Origin of the sequence: Micromonospora sp. NPDC023888 (genome assembly GCF_040639415.1) — a bacterium.
In the GTDB taxonomy this organism is placed as follows: Bacteria; Actinomycetota; Actinomycetes; order Mycobacteriales; family Micromonosporaceae; genus Micromonospora.
On record NZ_JBEZZW010000031.1, the window covers coordinates 68,365 to 87,700 of the forward strand.

Sequence of the window (19,336 nt, forward strand, 5' to 3'; positions counted from 1 at the left end):
GGTGTTCACAGCCGACCCGCCCGGCGTTCCATCGCCAGCAACCAGACCAGGTAGCCGCCGCCGATCACCCCGGTCACCACGCCTACCGGAAGTTGGTGCCCGGCGAACGCGCGTTGGGCCAGCAGGTCGGCGCCGACAAGCAGCGCCGCGCCGACCGCCATCGACGGCACCAGGTTCGGCCCCGGTGCCCGGGTGAGCCGTTTCGCCACGTGCGGCGCGACGAGCGCCACGAAGGACACCGGCCCGGCGGCGGCCGCCGCGAACGAGACGAGCAGCACCGCCGCGGCGAGCAGCACCAGGCGCAACCGGCGCACCGGCACGCCGAGGGCCCCGGCGGTGTCGTCGCCCAGCTCCATCATGCGCAGCGCCGGGGCGCAGCCCACGAGAACCACTGGCGTCAGCACGGCCGTGACGGCGAGCAGTGGGCCGGCGTTGGCCCAGCCCCGCCCGTCCAGGCTGCCGGTGAGCCAGAGCACCGCACGGGCGGCGTCCATCAGCGGTGCCCGGGTCAGCAGGTAGCCGTTGACGCCGGTGAGGATCGCGCAGATGCCGATGCCGACCAGGACGAGCCGGTAGCCGTGCACCCCGCGCCGCCAGGCGAGCGCGTAGATCACCAGGCCGGTGCCGAGCCCTCCGACGACCGCGGCGCCGGCCAGGGCCAGGCTGCTGCCGCCGAGGACGACCACCACCAGCGCTCCGGTCGACGCGCCCTGGGTGAAGCCGAGGATGTCCGGGCTGCCCAGCGGGTTGCGGACCAGCGACTGGAACACCGTGCCGGCGAGGGCGAGCGCGGCACCGACCAGCAGGGCGGTGACCAGCCGGGGCAGTCGTAACTCCTGCACGATGAACTGCTCCGCCGGGGTGCCGCCGCCGCTGAGCGTCCGCAGCACGTCGGCCGGCCCCATCGGGTAGTCGCCGCTACCCAGGGCCACCAGGCCGAGCCCCACCGCGAGCAGCGCCGCGCCGGCGCCGACGGTGAGCGCGCGGGGGCGGAACCGCACCGACAACCCGCCAGGGGTACGCAGCACCGTCATGCCACCGCTCCGCTTCGCTCCGTGCTGGCGCGTCGCGCCACGGCACTGAGCCCACTCGTCCGCTCGCTCACGGCTGGGCCACCCGTGAGCGGCTGACCAGCCACAGGAAGAGCGGGCCGCCCAGCACGGCGGTCACCATGCCGACCTGGAGTTCACCGGGCCGGCCCAGCACCCGGCCGAGCACGTCGGCGCCGAGCAGCAGCACCGGCGCGAGCACCGCGCAGTACGGCAGCAGCCAGCGCAGGTCCGGGCCGGTCAGGGCGCGGACCAGGTGGGGCACCAGCAGTCCGACGAAGACCAGCGGGCCGCACGCGGCGGTCGCCGCGCCGCAGAGCAGGGTGACCGCGACGATCACGGCGGCGCGGATCAGCGCGGGTCGGGCGCCCAGGGCGCGGGCCGCGTCGTCGCCGAGCGCGAGCGCGTTCAGCGGGCGGGCGGCGCCGAGCGCGACAAGCAGGCCGACCAGGATGAACGGCAGCACCCGGGTCACGGTCGCGGAGTCCGCGCCGGCCAGCGAGCCGACCGTCCAGAACCGCAGCCGCTCCAACGAGGTGGTGTCCAGCAGCATCACCGCGCTCACGTACGAGTAGAGGGTGGCGTTGAGCGCCGCGCCGGCCAGCGCGAGGCGGGCCGGGGTGGCTCCACGCCCGCCGCCGACGGCGTAGACGACAGCGGTCACCACCGCCGCGCCGAGCAGCGCGAACCAGACGTACCCGCCGACGGCGGTGACGCCCAGGAACGCGGCGGCGGTGGCGACGGCCGCGGACGCGCCGGCGTTGATGCCGAGCAGCCCGGGGTCGGCGAGGGGGTTGCGGGTGAGCGCCTGCATGACCGCGCCGGCCATCCCGAGCGCGGCGCCGGCGAGGAGCCCGAGCAGGGTGCGGGGCAGGCGCATCCGGTGCACCACGGCGTACTCGGTGGCGTCGCGGTGCAGCAACCCGGACCAGACGTCGGCGAGCGGCATGGCCTTCGCGCCGACCGCGATGCTGAGCACCACGACCACCGCGAGCAGCGCCACGGCGGCGACCAGGCCGGCGGCGCGGATCGCGGGACGACCACGCCGGCTCGGGGGTACGACCGGGTCCCCGGTCGGCACGGGTGGTGCCGGTCGGGTGACGGTGGGTGTGGCGTCCAGTGTGGGCTCCGGGGTGGTGGCGACACGGCGAACCGCTGTTGACAATAACCGAGGTTAGGCTAACCTAACCCCGCTGCCCTGGTCGACCCCGGCCAACCCTTGATCGAAAGACAACACCATGCCCGATGCCCTGTCCGCCCGCCGCCTCTCCCGCCGCGGCCTCCTGACCGCCGGTGGCGTCGCCACACTTGCCACCCTGCTCGCCGGCTGCGGCACGGACGACGCCCCGAAACCCGCCGCCAGCAACGGAGGCGGCCCCTGGTCGTTCACCGACGACCGTGCCAGGAAGGTCGAGGCGGCGGCCCGTCCGGCCCGCGTGGTGGCCTTCACCGGGGTGGCGGCGGCGCTGATCGATTTCGGTCTGGACAAGCAGCTCGTGGGCGTGTTCGGCGAGACCCGGCGGGCCGACGGCACGGCCGACCCGCAGGCCGGCGACCTCAACGTCGAGGCCGTCGAGATCCTCGGCAACGTGTGGGGCGAGTTCAGCCTGGAGAAGTACGCGGCGCTGCGTCCCGAGCTGCTGGTCACCCACATGTACGACCCGGACGCGCTCTGGTACGTGCCGGACGAGAGCAAGGACAAGATCCTCCCGCTCGCGCCAAGCGTGGCGATCACCACCGCCCGGGTGCCGATGACCAAGCCCATCGAGCGGTACGCCGCGCTTGCCGAGTCGCTCGGCGCGGACCTGTCCGCGAAGAAGGTCACCGACGCGAAGGCCCGCTTCGACGCCGCCGCCGAGGCGGTCCGGCAGGCGGTCAAGGCCAACCCCGGAATCCGGGTGCTGGCCTGCTCCGGCAGCCCCGACCTCTTCTACGTCTCCAACCCGAGGGTCAGCACCGACCTGATGTACTTCGCCGAGCTGGGTGTCGACATCGTCGTCCCCACCAAGCTCGAAGCCGGCGACTACTTCGAGGCGCTGAGCTGGGAGAACGCCGGCAGGTTCCCGGCCGATCTGATCCTGCTGGACAACCGCGGCACCGCGCTGCAACCCAAGGACCTCACCGCCAAACCAACCTGGCAGCAGCTACCCGCGGTCAAGGCCAACCAGGTGACCCCGTGGGACGCGGTGCCCCGCTTCTCGTACGCCGGCTCCGCGCCGCTGCTGGAGAACCTCGCCACCGCGATCCGCGCCGCGAAGAAGGTCAGCTGACGCGTTGGCCGGGCGACGCCGCCCGAGTGCCGACCCCCACCGAAAGGCAGCACAGCCCCGAGGCGCGCGACCGCGCCGAGGGAGGGTTCCGGCTGCCCCTCGTCGAGAACGTGGAAGGACATCCCGTGACCGTGCCGACGTACCCCGTCGAGACCACCGCGCCACCACCGGCGCCGGCCGCCGCGCGGGCCCACCTGCTGCACGACGGCTCGGTCGAGCAGTACCGGCGCACGATCGCCGACGGCGTCGACCGGGTCGCCCGCCGGGTCGCCACCGTGGACCGCCCGGTCACCGGCATCACCCCGGCGGAGCTGGCCCCCCTGGTGGACCGGGTGGACCTGGACCGGCCGCTGGGCGACGCGAGCGCCGCGCTCGACGAGCTGGAGGACGTCTACCTGCGCGACGCCGTCTGGTTCCACCACCCGCGCTACCTGGCCCACCTCAACTGCCCGGTGGCGATCCCGGCGCTGCTCGGCGAGGCGGTGCTCACCGCCGTGAACTCGTCACTCGACACCTGGGACCAGAGCGCCGGGGCCACCCTCATCGAGCGGCGGCTGATCGACTGGACCGCCGAGCGGATCGGCCTCGGTCCCACCGCGGACGGCGTCTTCACCAGTGGCGGCAGCCAGTCCAACCTCCAGGCCCTGCTGCTGGCCCGGGAGGAGGCGTGCGCCGACGCGATCGGACCGGCGGCGCGCGCCGAGCTGCTGCCCCGGCTGCGGGTGCTCACCTCCGCCGCCGGTCACTTCAGCGTGCAGAAGTCGGCCAAGCTGCTCGGCCTCGCCCCGGACGCGGTGATCGCGGTGCCCACCGACGCCCGGCGGCGGATCCGTCCGGCCGCCGTCCGCGAGGAGATCGCGCGGTGCCGGCAGGCCGGTCTGGTGGTGATGGCAGTCGTGGCCACCGCCGGCACCACCGACTTCGGCTCCATCGACCCGCTCGCGGAGCTGGCCGAGATCCGCGCCGCCACCGGCGTCTGGCTGCACGTCGACGCCGCGTACGGCTGCGGTCTGCTCGTCTCGCCGACGCGCCGACACCTGCTCGACGGCATCCAGTGGGCCGATTCGGTGACGGTCGACTTCCACAAGTCGTTCTTCCAGCCGGTCAGCTCCAGCGCGCTGCTGGTCCGCGACCGGCAGGCGCTGCGGCACGCCACCTACCACGCCGACTACCTCAACCCGGCGCGGATGGTGGAGCAGCGCATCCCCAACCAGGTCGACAAGAGCCTGCAGACCACCCGCCGCTTCGACGCGCTGAAGCTCTGGCTGACCCTGCGGGTGATGGGCCCGGACGCGCTCGGCGCGCTGTTCGACGAGGTGGTCGACCGGGCCGCCGACGCCTGGCAGCTGGTGAGCGAGGACCCCCGCTTCGAGGTGGTGACCCGCTCCGACCTCAGCACCGTGGTCTTCCGATACCTCCCCACCAGAGCGGGCCGGGGCCTGGCCGACGCCGCGAACCTGCACGCCCGGGAGGCGCTTGCCGCAACCGGTCTCGCCGTGGTCGCCGGAACCCGGGTCGACGGCCGGCACTTCTTGAAGTTCACCCTGCTCAACCCGGCCACCACCGTCGACGACGTCGGCTACGTGCTCGACTTGATCGCCACCCACGCCGGCCGGTACGTGCACGACCACGTCACCGCCGAGCTGGCCTGCCAGGTCGGCTGACGCCGGTGCACCCGAACCCGCGCCTGGAGACCCGGATGTCCACCCACGACTTCGTCGCCATCGGGCTGGGCCCGTACAACCTGGGACTGGCCTGCCTCACCGCGCCGATCGACGACCTGGACGGGGTGTTCCTGGAGGCCCGGCCGAGCCTCGCCTGGCACCCCGGCATGCTGCTGGAATCGGCCCGGTTGCAGACCCCGTTCATCGCCGACCTGGTCAGCCTCGCCGACCCGACGTCGCCGTACTCCTTCCTCAACTACCTCAAGGAGATCGGCCGGCTCTACCCGTTCTACATCCGGGAGAGCTTCTACCCGCTGCGCAGCGAATACGACGCGTACTGCCGGTGGGCGGCGGCGAAGCTGCCGAACCTGCGCTTCGGTCAAACCGTTACCACAGTGCGGTTCGACGCCACCGACGAGCGCTACGTGGTGCGGGCCAGCACCGGCACGGGGGAGACAGTCGAATATCGCGCCCGGCACCTGGTGCTCGGCACCGGCACCCCGCCGCACCTGCCCGACGCGGTCGCCGACCTGCCCGGCGACGCCGTGCACAACTCCCGCTACCTGGAGCACCGCACGGCGCTGCGCACCAAACGCAGCATCACAGTGGTGGGCAGCGGGCAGAGCGCCGCCGAGATCTACCACGACCTGCTCGGTGACATCGACAGGTACGGCTACCAGCTCAACTGGGTGACCCGGTCGCCGCGGTTCTTCCCGCTGGAATACACGAAGCTGACCCTGGAGATGACCTCACCGGACTATGTGGACTACTTCCACGCGCTTCCCGAGACGACCCGCTACCGGCTGGAGTCCGACCAGAAGGGCCTCTTCAAGGGGATCAACGCCGACCTGATCAACGACATCTTCGACCTGCTGTACGCGCAGAGCGTCAACGGGCCGGTGAACACCCGCCTGCTCACCAACACCGAGTTGGTCAGCGCCGCGCACCAGGACGGCACGTACACGTTGGGGTTGCGTCAGGTCGAGCAGGAACGGGACTTCACGCTGCGGACCGAGGGCCTCGTCCTGTCCACCGGCTACCGCTACCGGGTGCCGGAGTTTCTCGCGCCGGTGCGCGACCAGATCCGCTGGGACGCGCACGGCCGCTTCGACGTGGCCCGCAACTACAGCATCGACCACACCGGACGGGGCATCTTCCTGCAGAACGCCGGCACCCACACGCACAGCATCACCTCGCCGGACCTGGGCATGGGCGCCTACCGCAACTCCTGGATCATCCGCGAGCTGCTCGGCCGGGAGCACTACCCGATCGAGAAGAACATCACCTTCCAGGAGTTCGGGGCGCCGTCGTGAGCGTCGTCTTCGCCCGCGCCGATGATCGGCTCGGCGAGTTCGCGCTGCGTCCGCTCGACCCGGACGCCGACGCCGCGCTGCTGCACACCTGGGTGACCCACCGGAAGGCGACGTTCTGGCTGATGCAGGACGCCGACCTGGCCGGGGTGACCGAGGAGTACCGGCGGATCGCCGGGCACCCGCACCACGACGCGTACCTCGGGCTGTGGCGGGGGAGTCCCGCCTTCCTCGCCGAGCGCTACGACCCGGCCCACGTCGAGCTGGTCGGCCGCTACGACCACCAGCCCGGTGACGTGGGCATGCACTTCCTCTGCGCGCCGGTCGACGCCCCGGTGCACGGCTTCACCCGGGCGGTGCTCACCACAGTCATGGCCTGGCTCTTCGCCGACCCGGCGACCCGGCGGGTGGTGGTCGAGCCGGACGTCCGCAACACCGCCGTGCACGCGCTGAACGCCGCCGTCGGCTTCTCCGTCGTCGGCCCGATCGTCAAGTCCGAGAAGGACGCGCTGCTCAGCGTCTGTACCCGGGCCCAGTTCCAGGCCGCCACCGACCCTGCCGCCGCCACCCGAACCGAAGGAGCCCCGGCGTGACCGCCACCGCCGTCCCCGCCCAGACCGCCGTCGCCACGTCCGCCATCCCCGGCGACCCGGTCGCGCATCTCACCCCCCAGCGGTGGGCCCGGGCCAACCGGCTGCTGGTCCGCAAGGCGCTCGCCGAGTTCACCCACGAGCGGCTGCTCACCCCGCAGCCGGTGCCGGGTCCCGACGACCGGCAGTGGTACGAGGTGCGCAGCGACGACGGCGCGGTCACCTACCGGTTCGCCGCGCGGGTCCTCGCCCTGGCGCACTGGCAGATCGACGCGGACAGCATCACCCGGCACCGCGACGACACGATGCTGCCGCCCGACGCCGTGGATCTCATCGTCGAGCTGCGCGGCGCCCTCGGGCTCTCCGCGCGGGTGCTCCCGGTCTACCTGGAGGAGATCACCTCGACGCTGGCCGGCACCGCGTACAAGCTGGCCCAGGCCGCGCCGAGCGCCGCCGAGCTGGCCGACGCGGACTTCCAGACCATCGAGACGTCGATGACCGAGGGCCACCCCTGCTTCGTCGCCAACAACGGTCGGCTCGGCTTCGGCGTCGACGAATACCACAGGTACGCGCCGGAGGCCGCCGCCCCGGTCCGGCTGGAGTGGCTCGCCGCGCATCGCGACCACTCGACGTTCAGCAGCGCCGCCGACCTCGACTACGACACGCTCATCGAGAGCGAGCTGGACGCCGAGACCCGGGCCCGGTTCGCGGCCACGATGGCCGACCTCGGGCTGGACCTAGCCGACTACCACCTGATTCCGGCGCACCCGTGGCAGTGGTGGAACAAGCTGGCTGTCACCTTCGCCGGTGAGTTGGCCGCGCGTCGGCTGGTGCACCTGGGCCCGGGACCGGACGTGTACCTCGCCCAGCAGTCCATCCGTACCTTCTTCAACGTCACCGCGCCGCACCGGCACTACGTGAAGACCGCGCTGTCGGTGCTGAACATGGGCTTCATGCGGGGGCTGTCGGCCGCGTACATGGCGGCCACCCCGGCGATCAACGACTGGTTGGCCGACCTGATCGCGCACGACGAGGTGCTGACCGGCACCGGTCTGACCGTCATCCGGGAGCGGGCCGCCGTGGGTTACCGGCACCGGCAGTACGAGGCGGCGACCGAGCGCACCTCCCCGTACCGGAAGATGTTCGCCGCCCTGTGGCGGGAGAGTCCGATGCCCGACCTGGCGCCGGGGCGTCGACTGTCCACCATGGCCGCGCTGCTGCACGTGGACAGCGACGGCGGTTCGGTGGCGGCGGCCTTGATCGCCCGGTCCGGCCTGGCCCCCGAGGTGTGGCTGCGCCGCTACCTGGACGCCTACCTGACCCCGTTGCTGCACAGCTTCTACGCCCACGACCTGGCCTTCATGCCGCACGGCGAGAACGTCATCCTGGTCCTCGACGAGCACGACACGGTCGAGCGGGTGATCTTCAAGGACATCGCCGAGGAGATCGCGGTGCTGAGCGCCGACGTCGTGCTGCCCGCCGAGGTGGAACGGATCCGGGTCGAGGTGCCGGACGACACCAAGCTGTTGACCATCTTCACCGACGTGGTGGACTGCTTCCTGCGGCACCTCAACGCGGTGCTGGTCGAGGCCGGCGTGCTCGCCGAGGACGACTTCTGGCGGACGGTCGCGGCCTGCGCCGCCGACTACTTCGACCGGGTGCCGCACCTGGCCGAGCGGGTCCGTCACTACGACCTGTTCGCACCGGAGTTCACGCTGTCCTGCCTCAACCGGCTCCAGCTCCGCGACAACCAGCAGATGATCGACCTGGCCGACCCGTCGGCGGCGCTCCAGTTCGTCGGCACCCTCGTCAACCCGTTGGCGGCCCACGCCCCGAGCCGCTGACCATGATCGGGTCTGGTCAGGACGCGCGCCAGCGGGTGCAATGGGGCGCATGGGATTCCTGAGCTGCCCGGTGGGGTCGCCGGGTGACCGGCTGGTTCAGTCGGACGTCTCGGCGGTGCCGGCCCGCTGGAACGCGCGGGCCAACTGGGCGAGGTCGAAGCTCTCGAAGTGCTGGAGGAAGCGACGGCGGACGGAGTTCAGGTGGCTGGGCCAGGACTCCTCCAGGCGGGCGAATCCCGCGTCGGTGAGGACGGCGTTCCAGCCGCGCGCGTCATCCGCGCAGCGCTCCCGCGTGACCAGGCCCTGCGTCTCCAGCCGGATCATGGTGCGGGTCATGCCGCTGAGCGAGAGGTGGCAGGCCGAGGCGAGCTCGTTCATCCGCATCCGCCGGCCCGGCGCCTCGGAAAGGTTCATCAGGGCGGTGTATTCGGTGAGCGGTAGCTGACGGTCACCGACCATGTCGGCATCGATCGCGCGGGGCAGCACGTGCATCACCTGGCCCAGGGCGCGGACCAGGGCCTCCTCGTCGGGGTTGAGGGGTTGCAGCGGTTTTGGGGTGGGGTTGGACATCCTCATATCATACTTGCTTGACTCAGCAATTGCTTACCCAGCGTGTGAGCGCGGCCATAGGAGAAATACTTGCTTGACCAAGCAATCAACGGTTAGCGTCGGGCCCGTCAGCCCCACGTACCGAGGAAAGGCGCCACCATGACCAGGATCGGGATCATTCTCGGCAGCACCCGCCCGGGGCGTAACGGCGAAGCCGTTGCCCGCTGGGTGCTCGAGATCGCCAAGCAGCGCACCGACGCGGAGTACGAGCTGATCGACCTGCTCGACTACCAGCTGCCGCACCTCGACGAGGCGTACCCGCCGTCAATGGGCCAGTACTCCCAGCCGCACACGCTGCGGTGGGCCGAGACGATCGCCTCCTACGACGGGTTCATCATCGTCACCCCCGAGTACAACCACTCGACCTCGGGTGCCCTGAAGAACGCCATCGACTTCCTGTACGCCGAGTGGAACAACAAGGCCGTGGGCTTCGTCAGCTACGGCTCGGTCGGCGGCGCGCGGGCCGTGGAGCACCTGCGGTTGATCTCCGGCGAGCTGCAGATGGCCGACGTGCGTTCGCAGGTCGCGCTGTCGCTCTTCACCGACTTCGAGAACTTCAGCGTCTTCAAGCCCAACCAGTTCCAGCAGGACGCGCTGACCACCACCCTCGACCAGGTGGTCGCCTGGAGCACGGCGCTCGCGCCGCTGCGCCAGGCCTGATCGATTCGAGCACGTCGGCAGACGGCCGCGGGATCCCTCCCGCGGCCGTCTGTGTCTGTCCGTCTCCCGGGCGGTCAGGCCCGCCGCGCGTCGGCGAGCAGGTCGAGCGAGACCTGCCACAGCCGTGCCGCCGCCGCGGGATCGGTCGCGTGGTCCGCGACGCCCTGTAGCGGTGTCTCCGGGACGTGGCGCGCAGCCTGGTTGCAGTCCTCGAAGTAGCGACCGCCGACGCCGTCGAGCTGCGGCCAGGCGGCGAGCAGCACCGAGGTCGCCGCCCCCTGCTCCGGGGTCTTGAAGTCGAACGCCGGCAGCTCCGCGTAGTCCTCCTCGGTGAGGTGCCGCCCCAGGTTCGTGGCGACCGCGCCCGGGTTGGCCGCGTTGACAGTGATGCCGTCGTCGGCCCAGCGCCGGTTCGCCTCGACCGCGAACAGCGCGGTGGCGGTCTTCGACTCGCCGTAGGCGAGCATCCGGTCGTAGGGGCGGGCGCGGAAGTTGACGTCCTCGAAGACCATCGGCGCCGACACGTGGGCGATGGAGCTGAGCGACACCACGCGGGCCCGGCCAGCCGCCACGAGCGCCCGGTGCAGCCCGGTGGTGAGCGCGAAGTGGCCGAGATGGTTCGTGGCGAACTGCAACTCCCAGCCCTCCGGCGTCCGCGCCTCGGGGCTCGCCGACACCCCGGCGTTGTTGACCAGGATGTGCAGGGGACCCGCCCAGGCCGCGACGAAGGCCGCGATCGACCGCTGGTCCGAGAGATCCAACGGGACGACCCGGATCGACAAATTCGCCGCGCCGTCCCCGATGTCCCGGGCTGTCCGCTCGCCGGCCCCCACGTCCCGTACCGCAAGGGTCACCTCGGCGCCCGCGGTCGCGAGGGCCCGGGCCGTCTCCACGCCGATGCCCGACGAGGCGCCGGTGACGATGGCGCGCTGCCCGCTGAGGTCGACACCGGCCACCACGTCACTGGCGGTGGACCGGGCGTTGAACGGCGTGGTGAGACGTGTTGCAGTCATGATCGGCTTCCTCCGGTGGGTGTCGTCGAGAGGCCCTTACCGCCTCCCGAACGATCGTGCGCGCAGGTCCGACGAGACGGCCAACACACGCTTCCTGACCTGGCTACAGTCTGTCCCTGTGGCCACCCCGGAGTTGCGGCAACTGCGATACTTCCTGGTCCTCGCGGAGGAGCTGAGCTACACCCGTGCCGCCGCCCGGCTGATGATCGCCCAACAGTCGCTGTCCCAGCAGATCACCGCGCTGGAACGCACCCTCGGGGCGAAGCTGTTCGACCGCGACTCGCGCGGCACCACCCTGACCGACGTCGGTGCCCTGTTCCTGCCCGAGGCGCGGGCCGTGACCGACCGCGCCGACGAGGCCGTCGCCGTCGTGGGGCGGGCCCTGCGGGGCGAGGTCGGCAACCTTCGACTCGCCTTCCTGACCACCGTCGCCAACCACCTCCTGCCACCGGTGGTCCGGGCCGTGCACCAGCAACTACCCGATCTCCACCTGTCCACCGAGTCCACCGGCATCGCGCCGCTGGTGCAGGGCGTGCGCGGCGGCCACTACGACGTCGCCTTCACCCGTACCCCGCTGGTCCCCGGCCTGGCGTCCAGGAGGCTGACGACCGAACCGGTGTGCGCGGTGCTGCCCGAGGGTCACCCGCTCGCCGGCCGCGCCGAGTTGACGCTCGCCGACCTGGCGGACGAACCATGGGTGACCACGCCGCGCAGCTCCTGGGAGCCCTGGCACCGCACCTTCGAGGACCAGTTCCGGGAGGCGGGGTTCGTGCCGAACATCGTCCAGGAGGAATCCAGCGTGCAGAGTCTCCTCGGCCTGGTCGCCGCCGGGGTAGGCGTCACCCGGCTCGCCAGCTCGGCAGCCAGCCTTCGCCGCACCGGCGTGGTGTTCGTTCCGCTGACCGGCGCCTACGCCCACACCGAGATGGTCTGGCTGCCGGGCAGCACCGCGCCCGCCCTGCGCCGACTCGTGGACGTGGTAACCGAACTCGCGACCACGACCGACCTCACCAGGACCGGCTGACGGCCGGGTCGGCTCAGGTCGTCCGCAGGTGGTGGGTGGTGCCGTCGGCGACGGCTCGGAGCTTGTCGGGGTTGGCCACGTTGTGGATGGCGGTGACGCGGCCGTCGGCGTCGATGTCGAGACAGATGGTGGCGACCACCCGGCCCGCGCCGCTGAACACCAGGCCCGGACCTCCGTTCATCTCGACCAGGGCGGCGTGCATGTCGTGCGGCTCGACGCCCTGGTAGGTGACGGTGCCGATGGCCGCGAACCAGGCCGCCACCGGCTCCGCGCCCCGGACGGGACGCCGGGCCTGGCGGACCTTGCCGCCACCGTCGGTCCATAGCGTGACGTCCGGGGACAACAACTCCAGCAGGGTGTTGAGGTCGCCGCCGGTCGCCGCGGCGAGGAACCGCTCGGTCACGCCGCGCTGCTGCGACCGGTCCACGGTGAAGCGTGGCCGCTGGGCCCGCACGTGCTCGCGAGCGCGGTGCGCGGTCTGGCGGACCGCGGCCTCGGAGCGTTCCACCGCCACCGCGATCTCCGCGTGACTGAACCCGAACACCTCCCGCAGGACGAACACCGCGCGTTCGAGCGGGCTGAGCGTCTCCAGCACCACAAGCATCGCCATCGACACGGACTCGGCGTCGGTGACGGCGTCGGCGGTGTCCCCACCGGTCAGGACCGGCTCGGGCAGCCACGGCCCCAGATAGGTCTCGCGTTGCCACCGGGACGAGCGCAGACGTTGCATGGCGAGGTTCGCCACGATGCGGGCCAGGTACGCCTTGGGGTCGGCGACCTGGGCGCGGTCGGCCGAGGACCACCTGATCCAGGCGTCCTGCACCGCGTCCTCGGCATCGGCGGCGGTGCCGAGGATGCGGTAGGCCACCGAGAACAGCAGGTTGCGATGACTGTGGAAGACCTGCTGGTCAGGGTCGGTTGGGTGGGTCACCGCGCGTCGCCCCGCAGGCGGGTGAAGCGGCCGCCGCGCGGCCAGAAGACGCCGGAGGAGGGCATCGTCGTCATGCGACGGTACGTCGGCCAGGGCGAAGCGCTCACGGTCTCCTTGTACCAGACCGCCGCGCGCCCGGTCAGGCACCCGCGGCGGGGGCTGTCGTCGGGACGGGTGAACTGCACGACCGCATCGTTTCGGCCCAGGCTCACCGGCGTGTGGTAGTAACCGAACCGGAACCGCCGGGGCTGCCTGCCCCGCAACGTGCGGGCGATCGACACCGCCGCGTGCACCCCGGTCGGCATGCCGCTCTGGCAGGTTCCGTGCAGGACGCCGTAGCCCTGCCGGATCGCCGCCGCATCGCCGATCGCGTACACGTCGGGGTGCGACATCGACCGCAACGTGGAGTCGGTGACGACGCGACCGCGATCGTCCACGGTCAGGCCCGCGGCGGCGGCCAGCGGCGACACCCGCGTACCGGCCGTCCAGAGCACGACGTCGGCCGCCACGGTCTGCGCGTCGGCCAGTTCCACCCCGTCGGGCAGCACCTTCGTGACCGCTGTCCCGCCGATCACCCGGACACCGAGGCGGGCGAGCGCGGCCCGCAGGTGTGAGCGGGCCTTCGCGCTCAGGGTCGCCCCGGGATCCTGCCGACCCACAAGCACGACGTGGAGCTCCGGGTGCCGCTCGGCGATCTCCGCGGCCGCCTCGACGCCTGTCAACCCGCTGCCGACCACGACGACCGTGCCGCCGCCGAGCCGCGCCAGCCGGTCCGACAGCGTCGTCGCGTCACCGTCCAGGGTGTACGCGTGTTCCTCCACACCCGGCACCGCCGCCGTGTCGGTGACGCTGCCCAACCCGTACACCAGGGTGTCGTAGCGCAGCACCCGACTGTCGTCGATCCGGACGGTCTTCGCGTGGGCGTCGACCGCCGTCACCCAGCCGCGGACGAAGTGCGCGCCCGTCCTCTCCAGCAGCGGGGGGATGTCCAACTCGGCGACGCGTTGCCCGGTTGCCGTCAGGTGCAGCCGGAGGCGCTCGGTGAACCGCTCCTGCGCGTTCACCAGGGTCACGTGCACGTCGGCCTTCCGGGTCCGTGCCGCGAGTTGGGTCGCCGCGGCCATGCCCGCGTAACCCGCGCCGAGGATCAGAACGTGGTGCGTTGTGCTCATTGTTTCGCCTCTCTCCTGGGTTGACGACCACGAGATGCGCGGCGCTCGTCGCTTCGTGACATCGGGTCGATGTGACGCCCGCCACGGCTGCGCCGGGCTGGCCGGGCCCACTACCGTCATGGCGGTGAGCCGATCTGCCGCCGCTGGCCGGCCTCCGCTGTGGCGGGACCGCACCTTCGGCACCTACTGGGTCGCGCAGTCGCTCTCCGCGGCCGGTGACTCGTTCGCCTACCTGGCGGTGCCGCTGCTGGTGCTCCAGGCGACCGGGTCGGTGGCGCGGATGGGCCTGCTCACCGCAGTCGCGGGGGCGGCGTCCGTCGTCGCGGGGATCTTCGGCGGGGTGCTCGTCGACAGGTACGACCGCCGCACCCTGATGATCGTGGCGGACCTGGCCCGGTTGGTGCTCTACGGCCTGGTGCCCCTGGCCTGGCTCGCCGGCCCACAGGTCTGGCTGCTCTTCGTCGTGCTGCCCATCTGCGAGGCGGCCGGCATGGTGTTCCAGGTCGCCGCGGTGACCGCGGTCCGCAACCTCGTCGACTCCGACCGGATCACCGAGGCCAATGGCCGGTTGCAGGCGACGTACGCGGCGGCGGCCGTCCTCGGGCCGCTGCTCGCCGGCGTGGTGTCGGCCCGCTTCGGCCCGGCGCTCGCCATCGCCGTCAACGCGGCGAGCTTCGCCCTCTCGGCGACCGGTCTGTGGCTGATCCGCCTGCGACCCGTACGGGCCGACGCCGCCGCACCGGCGACCCGGGAGCGGCCACTGGCCGAGTTCCTGGCCGGGGCGCGGTTCCTGTGGCGGCAGCCCGTGCTGCGCGCGCTCACCGTCCTGTTGTCGGTGTTCATCTTCCTGACCTACGGCTTCACCGACGTGCTGATCTACCACATCACCCACGACCTCGGCGGCTCCGAGGGCACCGTCGGCGCCGTGCTGGGCCTGGCCGCGCTGGGCACGGTCGCCGGTGCGCTGCTGGTGGCCCCGCTACGCCGCCGACGTGGCTTCGGCGCGACCTGGATCGGCGCGCACTCGGTCTGCGGGTTCGCGGTGGCGGGCGTCGGCCTCGCGACGAGCGTGCCGGCGGTCACCGCGCTGACCGCGGTGTATCTGTGCTGCCTGAGCGTCGGCGGGATCTGCTCGATGTCGCTGCGCCAGGAGATCACCCCCGATCACCTGCTCGGTCGGGTCACCTCGGCGTTCTGGAGCACCCACTACGCCCTCGGGCCGATCGGCGCCGCCACGCTGACCTGGGCCGCCGGCCGGTACGGCGTCCAGGCGGTCATGGTCGTGGCGGGCGCGGGCTGCCTGCTGGTCGCGGTCGGTGGTCTGTGCAGCCCGGTTCGCCGTGCCGGCTCCGAGCCGCGTCGTCCGCCGGCCGCGGTCGTGCTGGGCACCGATCAGCCACCGGCGGACCGGGCCACGAGGGTGTGAACGCGACGGCACCATGCCTGGTCGCTGTGCCTGTCGAGCTGCCCCGCCAGTGGGGCACGGGAAAGCCCGCCCGCGAGTGGGGCACGGGAGGGCCCGCCCCATCAACGGGGCAGCTCGACAGGCGCCGAACGGCACCCCCTTCGCCAGCCGCGGTTCGCGCGTCGGCGGGGACGACGCCGGTCAGAACTCCTGGTACATGACGTGCAGACCGACCCGGCCGAGGGTGGGGTGGCGGAACGCGCCGGGCACCGTGCCGACCACCGCGAAGCCCTCCCGCCGGTACAGCTCGACCGCCGACCGGTTGCTCTCCACCACGGCGTTGAACTGCATGCCGGCGTACCCCCGCTGGCGGGCCCAGGCCAGGGCGTCGCGGCACAGCGCGGTGCCCACGCCCCGGCCCCGCGCGTCGGCGGCGACCATGAAGCTCGCGGTGGACACGTGCGCGCCCGGACCGGGTCGGTTGGTGCCCATCTTGGCGGTGCCGAGCACCCGCTCGCCGTCGACCGCGACGACGGTCCGGCCCGGCGGCGCCTCCACCCACATGCCGTACGCCGCGTCTGCGGTCATATCCGGGTCGTAGGGGAAGGTTTCCCGAGCCCGGATCACCTCCTCGACGATCGGCCATACCTGCGACCAGTCCTCCGCCGCGAACTCCCGAATCTGCACGTCGAGCAGGGTACGAGCGGCGAACCGGCCGGACAACGGGATTTGGGTCAGGCCGCGAGCGCGTCGAGTTCCGCGTCCAGCAGCGCCGCCAGTCGGGCGTGCCGCTGCGGATGGCTGCTCGGGGTCATGCCACGGCTGGGCATCTCCACGGTCATCAGCAGGTACAGGTGCAGCCGGTAGAGGCCCAGCCGGCGGCGCGCCGAAGCGTCAAGCACCAGTGGTGTGCCGGCGGCGCTGCGGTAGCCGCGCAGCAGCGGATGCTCCGGCTCGTCCTCGGCGCGCCGAAAGAGCAGCGGCGAGACCAGGTCCAGCAGCGGGTCGCCGTAGAGGAACCGTTCGCCGTCGACCAGGCCACAGAGCCGAAGCCGACCCGCCGGATCGGGTGCGGCCAGCACGTTGCCGTCCCAGCAGTCGAAGTGCAGCAGCGCCGGTCGGCGTACCTCGTCCAGCACGTCGGCGTGTCGTCCGACAAGCGTGTGCAGGTGATCCGGGGTCACCGGAAGCCGCACGTCCCAGTCGGTCGCGTCGGCGAGCAGCGCGTCGAGCATCGCCGTGAACGCCACCCGCCAGGTCGCCCCGCCGGCCCGGTCGTCGTCGTACCCGAACCGGTCGCCGGTGACCCGGTGCAACGCGGCGAGGGCGACGCCGAGGTCGTACCGCGCGGGGCCGTCGTCGACCGCGACGCCGGCCCCGGCCAGGTCGGACAGCGACCGGCCGGGCAACAGCGTGGTGACCAACCACTCGCCGTACGCGGGGTCGGTGCCGTGCCACAACACCTGCGGTACGGGCACCCGCGGGGCGTGTTCCGCGACGAGGCGGAAGTATCGCGCCTCGGCGGCGCAGAGTCCTCGTTCGTAGCGCAGCAGCGGCGTCCGGGCCGGAGGGGCGAGTTTCAGCACCACCGAGCGGTCGTCGTCGAGGCGTGCCCACCAGACCGTCGCGTATCCGCCGCCGGCCAGCGGGCCGGCGTCCCGGAGCCCGGTGTGCGGGCCGAACGACGCGCGGACCAGGTACGCCACGTCGTCGCTGGTGAGCAGACGCTGCGTCGGGCTGACGCCGGTCACGGGGCGGCGTCACCCCGTCGAGCGCGCGGCGCGGAGCCGGCGCTCACGCGGGCGGCGAGCGGGGCGGGACCGGCGGTGTCCCTGCGGACCAGCTCGGCGGGGAGCACCTCGACCCGTGGGGCCGGGCCCTCCGCGCCGAGCACCAGGGACATCGCCCGGACTCCCATGTCGACAAGCGGCAGCCGCACGGTGGTCAGCGCCGGGGTGACGTCCCGGGCGATCGGCATGTCGTCGAACCCCACCACGGAGATCTGCTGCGGCACGGCCAGCCCCCGTGCCCGCAGGGTGGCGAGCGCCCCGATGGCCATCGAGTCGTTGAGGGCCACGATCGCGGTCAGCTCCGGGTCGGCGTCGAGCAGCCGGGCGGTCGCCTCGGCGCCGCCGTCGCGGTCGAACTCGGCGTACCGGATGCGCCGTTCCGGCAGGTCCCGGCCCTGCTCGGTGAGGGCCTGCCGCAGGCCGGCCAGGCGGTCGGTCGTGGTGGTCAGGATGCGCGGGCCGGCGACCACACCGATCACCTGGTGCCCCAGCCCGCACAGCTCCCGTCCGGCGAGGTAGCCACCGGCCCGGTTGTCCGGCATCACCGCGTCGCCGGAGTGTTCGTGCCGGCCGATCACCGCCACCCGCCCGCCGGTGGCCTCGTACGCGGCGAGCTTCTCGTTGAGCTGCCGGGTGAACGCCTCGTCGTGGTAACCGGAACCGGCCAGGATCAACGCCGCCACCTGGTGGCCGCGCAGCAGTTCCACGTACTCCAGCTCGCGGTCCGGATCCCGGTAGCTGTTGCAGATCATCAGCAGCCGGCCCTGGTCGGTGGCGACGCGTTGCAGGCCACGGGTGATCTCGGCGAAGTACGGGTCGGAGACGTCGTGCACGATCACGCCCACCGCGCTGCGGTGCGAGCGGGCCAGAAGCTGGGCGTGGGCGTTCGGCACGTACTGCAACTCGGCGACGGCGGCGAGCACCCGCTCACGCAGCTCGTCGGTCACCGGTTTGCTGCTGCCGTTGATCACGCGGGAGGCGGTGGCGGGGGAGACGCCCGCTCGGCGTGCCACATCGGACAGGGTCGCCATGGCCCGCCCCCTCGGTCTGTTGACGGCGTTTCGCCGTGCCGGCTAGCGTCACGGTACCGCAGAGAAAGCCCTTTCCCGCAGGGAGGCCCGGCCATGTCCGACCGCTTCGCGGCCCCGCTGCCCGGCGGCATCGGGGTGTCCCGGCTGCGCGTCTACGACAGCGTCGCCCCGGACGGCCTGGTCGGCGGCACCCCGCACGTGCACCTCTGCTGCACCGAGGGGTACGTGGTGACCGACGGCGAGGGCGCGGTGCAGACCCTGACCGCCTCCGGTTTCCGGGAGACACCGCTGCGGCCGGGCGCGGTGGTCTGGTTCGAGCCGGGCACCGTGCACCGCCTGGTCAACGGCGGTGGGCTGACGATCGTGGTGCTCATGCAGAACAGCGGCCTGCCCGAGGCCGGCGACGCGGTGCTGACCTTCCCGCCCGACGTGCTCGCCGATCCGACCGCGTACGCCGCCGCGGCGGCCCTGCCGGACGGGGGAGCGCCGGGCGCGGACGTGCGCGCCGCGTACCGGCGACGTGATCTCGCGGTGACCGGCTTCCAGGCGCTGCGGTCCGGCGGGCCGACGGCGCTGAGCGCCTTCTACGCCGCCGCGGTCGCCCTGCGCCAGCCGCTTCTGGCGCGGTGGCGGCAGCGGTGGGAGACCGGCGCGGGTCGGGCCGCCACCGGCACCGGTGCGCACCTCGACGCCCTGGAGCGAGGCGACGCCCGCCACCTGGGCGAGGCCGGGGTGTACGCGGTGGACGAGCCGGTCGAGCGGGGGCGGCTGGGCATGTGCGGCCTGCTCGACACCTATCCGACCGCCGGCTGACGGCCGCCGCGGTCGCCGACCCTGCCGACCGCCGCCCGGTCCGCGGCACGGCGCCGGCCTGGTGCGCGGCACGGGGCCGGTACGGGGATACTTCGGGCAGGTTTCATTGATGCTCTTGACAGGCATTGTTAGCGATAACACGATGGCCTTCACGCCGCTCT

Annotated in this window: 18 protein-coding genes; 9 read left to right on the top strand and 9 right to left on the bottom strand. The window is 72.4% G+C overall.

Translation table 11 applies throughout. From position 1 onward, the window contains the following. Positions 1-5: 5 nt before the first annotated feature. Positions 6-1,034 (bottom strand): iron chelate uptake ABC transporter family permease subunit, encoded by a 1,029-nt coding sequence (locus AB0F61_RS24940; protein ID WP_357813890.1) that lies wholly within the window; start codon positions 1,032-1,034, stop codon positions 6-8. A 67-nt stretch (positions 1,035-1,101) separates the two neighbouring features. Then, positions 1,102-2,130: an iron chelate uptake ABC transporter family permease subunit gene (locus tag AB0F61_RS24945; protein WP_357813939.1), complete on the bottom strand. Its 1,029-nt coding sequence runs from the start codon at positions 2,128-2,130 to the stop codon at positions 1,102-1,104. A gap of 157 nt (positions 2,131-2,287) precedes the next feature. Here AB0F61_RS24945 and AB0F61_RS24950 point away from each other — a divergent pair, with 157 nt between their 5' ends. From AB0F61_RS24950 to AB0F61_RS24970, 5 genes are all read left to right on the top strand, one after another. Then, on the top strand, positions 2,288-3,319 hold the full coding sequence (locus AB0F61_RS24950) for an ABC transporter substrate-binding protein (RefSeq protein WP_357813892.1): 1,032 nt from the start codon (positions 2,288-2,290) through the stop codon (positions 3,317-3,319). 125 nt (positions 3,320-3,444) lie between these two features. Continuing rightward, positions 3,445-4,983, top strand: coding sequence for an aspartate aminotransferase family protein (locus tag AB0F61_RS24955; RefSeq protein ID WP_357813895.1), 1,539 nt, complete (start codon positions 3,445-3,447; stop codon positions 4,981-4,983). Between the two features lie 35 nt (positions 4,984-5,018). Next, entirely contained in the window at positions 5,019-6,296 is a 1,278-nt protein-coding gene (locus AB0F61_RS24960; RefSeq protein WP_357813942.1) for a lysine N(6)-hydroxylase/L-ornithine N(5)-oxygenase family protein, read from the top strand. Next, positions 6,293-6,886 (top strand): GNAT family N-acetyltransferase, encoded by a 594-nt coding sequence (locus AB0F61_RS24965; protein WP_357813898.1) that lies wholly within the window; start codon positions 6,293-6,295, stop codon positions 6,884-6,886. The genes AB0F61_RS24960 and AB0F61_RS24965 overlap by 4 nt, the downstream gene beginning before the upstream one ends. 44 nt (positions 6,887-6,930) lie before the next feature. Continuing rightward, positions 6,931-8,727: an IucA/IucC family siderophore biosynthesis protein gene (locus AB0F61_RS24970; protein ID WP_357813944.1), complete on the top strand. Its 1,797-nt coding sequence runs from the start codon at positions 6,931-6,933 to the stop codon at positions 8,725-8,727. 96 nt (positions 8,728-8,823) lie between these two features. On the opposite strand, the gene AB0F61_RS24975 is transcribed toward AB0F61_RS24970, so the two are convergent. Then, positions 8,824-9,297, bottom strand: coding sequence for a MarR family winged helix-turn-helix transcriptional regulator (locus tag AB0F61_RS24975; RefSeq protein WP_357813900.1), 474 nt, complete (start codon positions 9,295-9,297; stop codon positions 8,824-8,826). A 138-nt stretch (positions 9,298-9,435) separates the two neighbouring features. On the opposite strand from AB0F61_RS24975, the gene AB0F61_RS24980 reads away from it, so the two are divergent. Next, positions 9,436-9,996 (top strand): NAD(P)H-dependent oxidoreductase, encoded by a 561-nt coding sequence (locus tag AB0F61_RS24980; RefSeq protein ID WP_357813903.1) that lies wholly within the window; start codon positions 9,436-9,438, stop codon positions 9,994-9,996. Positions 9,997-10,070: 74 nt separating this feature from the next. Here AB0F61_RS24980 and AB0F61_RS24985 read toward each other — a convergent pair whose 3' ends face one another. Further along, positions 10,071-11,009: an SDR family NAD(P)-dependent oxidoreductase gene (locus AB0F61_RS24985; RefSeq protein WP_357813905.1), complete on the bottom strand. Its 939-nt coding sequence runs from the start codon at positions 11,007-11,009 to the stop codon at positions 10,071-10,073. Positions 11,010-11,127: 118 nt separating this feature from the next. Between AB0F61_RS24985 and AB0F61_RS24990 the strand changes: the two genes are divergently transcribed. After that, positions 11,128-12,033, top strand: a complete 906-nt coding sequence (locus tag AB0F61_RS24990) for a LysR family transcriptional regulator (protein ID WP_357813908.1) — start codon at positions 11,128-11,130, stop codon at positions 12,031-12,033. A 13-nt stretch (positions 12,034-12,046) separates the two neighbouring features. On the opposite strand, the gene AB0F61_RS24995 is transcribed toward AB0F61_RS24990, so the two are convergent. Together AB0F61_RS24995 and AB0F61_RS25000 are read right to left on the bottom strand one after the other, a co-directional pair. Continuing rightward, positions 12,047-12,964, bottom strand: coding sequence for an RNA polymerase sigma-70 factor (locus AB0F61_RS24995; RefSeq protein WP_357813910.1), 918 nt, complete (start codon positions 12,962-12,964; stop codon positions 12,047-12,049). Further along, positions 12,961-14,136 carry an FAD-dependent oxidoreductase gene (locus AB0F61_RS25000; protein ID WP_357813912.1) on the bottom strand — a complete coding sequence of 392 codons (1,176 nt, stop codon included), beginning with the start codon at positions 14,134-14,136 and terminating at the stop codon, positions 12,961-12,963. Before AB0F61_RS25000 ends, AB0F61_RS24995 begins: the two co-directional genes overlap by 4 nt. A 124-nt stretch (positions 14,137-14,260) precedes the next feature. Here AB0F61_RS25000 and AB0F61_RS25005 point away from each other — a divergent pair, with 124 nt between their 5' ends. Continuing rightward, entirely contained in the window at positions 14,261-15,562 is a 1,302-nt protein-coding gene (locus AB0F61_RS25005) for an MFS transporter (protein WP_357813915.1), read from the top strand. 180 nt (positions 15,563-15,742) lie between these two features. Here the strand turns inward: AB0F61_RS25005 and AB0F61_RS25010 are convergent, their stop codons facing one another. The 3 genes from AB0F61_RS25010 to AB0F61_RS25020 are packed head-to-tail and all read right to left on the bottom strand — an operon-like array spanning position 15,743 to position 18,362. After that, positions 15,743-16,228: a GNAT family N-acetyltransferase gene (locus AB0F61_RS25010; RefSeq protein WP_357813918.1), complete on the bottom strand. Its 486-nt coding sequence runs from the start codon at positions 16,226-16,228 to the stop codon at positions 15,743-15,745. A gap of 47 nt (positions 16,229-16,275) precedes the next feature. Next, entirely contained in the window at positions 16,276-17,292 is a 1,017-nt protein-coding gene (locus AB0F61_RS25015) for an aminoglycoside phosphotransferase family protein (RefSeq protein ID WP_357813921.1), read from the bottom strand. After that, positions 17,289-18,362 carry a LacI family DNA-binding transcriptional regulator gene (locus AB0F61_RS25020; protein WP_357813924.1) on the bottom strand — a complete coding sequence of 358 codons (1,074 nt, stop codon included), beginning with the start codon at positions 18,360-18,362 and terminating at the stop codon, positions 17,289-17,291. Before AB0F61_RS25020 ends, AB0F61_RS25015 begins: the two co-directional genes overlap by 4 nt. Before the next feature lie 93 nt (positions 18,363-18,455). Here AB0F61_RS25020 and AB0F61_RS25025 point away from each other — a divergent pair, with 93 nt between their 5' ends. Next, the gene (locus AB0F61_RS25025) at positions 18,456-19,175 is read left to right on the top strand and encodes a cupin domain-containing protein (protein ID WP_357813927.1); all 720 of its coding nucleotides are present in this window, start codon (positions 18,456-18,458) and stop codon (positions 19,173-19,175) included. Positions 19,176-19,336: the final 161 nt, after the last annotated feature.

Coding starts and splice junctions, on each gene's coding strand:
- AB0F61_RS24940 (WP_357813890.1), bottom strand. CDS start 1,034: ATGACGGTGCTGCGTACCCCTGGCGGGTTGTCGGTGCGGTTCCGCCCC.
- AB0F61_RS24950 (WP_357813892.1), top strand. CDS start 2,288: ATGCCCGATGCCCTGTCCGCCCGCCGCCTCTCCCGCCGCGGCCTCCTG.
- AB0F61_RS24960 (WP_357813942.1), top strand. CDS start 5,019: ATGTCCACCCACGACTTCGTCGCCATCGGGCTGGGCCCGTACAACCTG.
- AB0F61_RS24975 (WP_357813900.1), bottom strand. CDS start 9,297: ATGTCCAACCCCACCCCAAAACCGCTGCAACCCCTCAACCCCGACGAG.
- AB0F61_RS24980 (WP_357813903.1), top strand. CDS start 9,436: ATGACCAGGATCGGGATCATTCTCGGCAGCACCCGCCCGGGGCGTAAC.
- AB0F61_RS24985 (WP_357813905.1), bottom strand. CDS start 11,009: ATGACTGCAACACGTCTCACCACGCCGTTCAACGCCCGGTCCACCGCC.
- AB0F61_RS25000 (WP_357813912.1), bottom strand. CDS start 14,136: ATGAGCACAACGCACCACGTTCTGATCCTCGGCGCGGGTTACGCGGGC.
- AB0F61_RS25020 (WP_357813924.1), bottom strand. CDS start 18,362: ATGGCGACCCTGTCCGATGTGGCACGCCGAGCGGGCGTCTCCCCCGCC.
- AB0F61_RS25025 (WP_357813927.1), top strand. CDS start 18,456: ATGTCCGACCGCTTCGCGGCCCCGCTGCCCGGCGGCATCGGGGTGTCC.